Origin of the sequence: uncultured Proteiniphilum sp. (genome assembly GCF_937873925.1) — a bacterium.
In the GTDB taxonomy this organism is placed as follows: Bacteria; Bacteroidota; Bacteroidia; order Bacteroidales; family Dysgonomonadaceae; genus Proteiniphilum.
In genome coordinates, this window is record NZ_CALNAT010000187.1 from 1 (window position 1) to 2,002 (window position 2,002).

Annotated in this window: 3 protein-coding genes; all 3 read left to right on the top strand. The window is 38.5% G+C overall.

What is annotated here, in order from left to right; translation table 11 throughout:
- On the top strand, positions 1 to 260 hold a 260-nt coding region (locus tag Q0502_RS12830), incomplete at its 5' end, for a hypothetical protein (RefSeq protein WP_298651316.1).
- 97 nt (positions 261 to 357) lie between these two features.
- Positions 358 to 747, top strand: a complete 390-nt coding sequence (locus Q0502_RS12835) for a hypothetical protein (RefSeq protein ID WP_298651318.1) — start codon at positions 358 to 360, stop codon at positions 745 to 747.
- On the top strand, positions 725 to 2,002 hold a 1,278-nt coding region (locus tag Q0502_RS12840; RefSeq protein WP_298651320.1), incomplete at its 3' end, for a RagB/SusD family nutrient uptake outer membrane protein. The genes Q0502_RS12835 and Q0502_RS12840, both read left to right, overlap by 23 nt.

Consider the following 2,002-nt stretch of genomic DNA (forward strand, 5'->3'; position numbering starts at 1 on the left):
ATTTTGCTAAAGTTACCTATTCTTACGCCAAGAACAAGATTATTGAGATGAGTGAAGCCAGAAAACCGTTTGATTATATGTATCTGACGGGACAATCAGTGGGGCAGTTTATGGGATATAATTTTGATGGTTTTTTTAATTCTTATGAGGAAATAGCCGCTTCACCCCAGCAGTTTGGATTGTCCAATTTAGCTCCCGGAGACATTAAGTATAAAGATATAAATGGAGATGGTATCATTGATCAAAATCGGATACAGTAATTTACCTCAAAGAACATATTCTTTGTCGACCGGATTGAATTATAAGGGATTTGACTTAAGTGTCTTGTTTCAGGGTGCATCGCACAGTTCCGTTTATATGGCAGGTGATGTAGGTTGGGACAACAGCTGGGGAAATTATTTTGAGGAACATCTTTTCAGATGGACACCTGAAACTGCTTCTACTGCTACTTATCCGCGTTTTTTACAAAAATCTGACGGCAACCATCAGAATTATTTTCTTTCGGATTTCTGGCTTAGAGATGGTAAATATCTAAGATTGAAAAATATCCAGATCGGATATAATGTTCCAAAGCGTACAGTATCACGTACTCCGATGAATTCAATCTATCTTTATGCAAATGCATATAACTTGTTTACGTGGGATAATGTAAAAAGAATTGATCCTGAGTCAAATCCCGACAGGAATGTTGGACAATTTTATCCTCAACAGAACATTATTAATTTTGGATTTAAAATTAATTTTTAATTTCGCAAATATGATTAAGAAAATATTTTATATACTTTCACTTATCTTGGTTATAGGATGTAGCAACGAAGGTTTGCTCGATGATACGGATCTTGATGAGTTAACGCTGGAGAAGGTTTTTAGTGATACTGAAAATACGCGCAGTGCGCTATATGACCTGTATGGAAGAATGAGAGAAGTTGAAAATAATAACAGTGGTAGTTTTTCTCGTTTAATGTCCATGAACGTTCAGGTTGCAATGCTTGATAATGCCACCGATGACGGAGCCGGCAATACTACAAGAAATGCAGGACTTGTGCCGGGAATCCAGCGTTATATTGCCGGAGCTATTACCGGAACTACGAATCCCGTAGTTGGTACTCATCCGTGGACATTTTATTATACTGCAATTCGCAATGCCAATATATTCTTGGCAAACGTGAACAAATCACCATTAACAGATTCGGAAAAAACAAGTAGTGCCAATCAAGCCCGCTTTTTAAGGGCTTACTATTATCATGAATTATTTCGTTGGTTTGGGCCACTTGTGATATCAACAGAACCGTCAGATCCTTTTGCATTTGAAGATACCAGACGCGAATCACTGGCGAATACTGTAGAATTCATAGTGAACGAATTTGATACGTTATCAATGGAAGGCAAGTTGCCCGATAAATGGGAAGGTAGTGACTATGGTCGTGCTACGAGAACAGCAGCCATGGCTTACAAGGCACGTACCTTGCTATACGCTGCCAGTTCGTTATATGAATCGTCGGGCGTTAAATGGGAAGAGGCTGCCGAGGCGGCGATGGATGTTATTAATTATTCAGAGGCCAAAGGTCTTCATTCATTGTATATTCATTCTGATGAACCGGAAAAAAGTTATACGAGATATTTTAATGAAAGGAGTAATCCCGAAAATATTTTAGTTTACCTTCGTGCTCCTGATAATGATCTTTACAATTTATTTCCGGCCTTTAATCCCTGGAATGTGAATAAAGAACTTACAACTGTCCCCACACAGTGGCTTGTAGATAGTTACGATATGGCCGATGGCTCAGAGCCTATTGTAGGATATAATTCAGATTATAGTCCTGTCATAAACCCGAATTCCGGTTACAACGAACAGGATCCTTACAAAAACAGAGACCCAAGGTTTTATCAAACCATTCTGCATCACGGGATGACATGGCCAAAAGTGAATAATAAACCCGCTAAAGTTGATATTACAACTCCAAACAACTGGGGTAGCGGATATTTTTTGGTAAAATTTCTG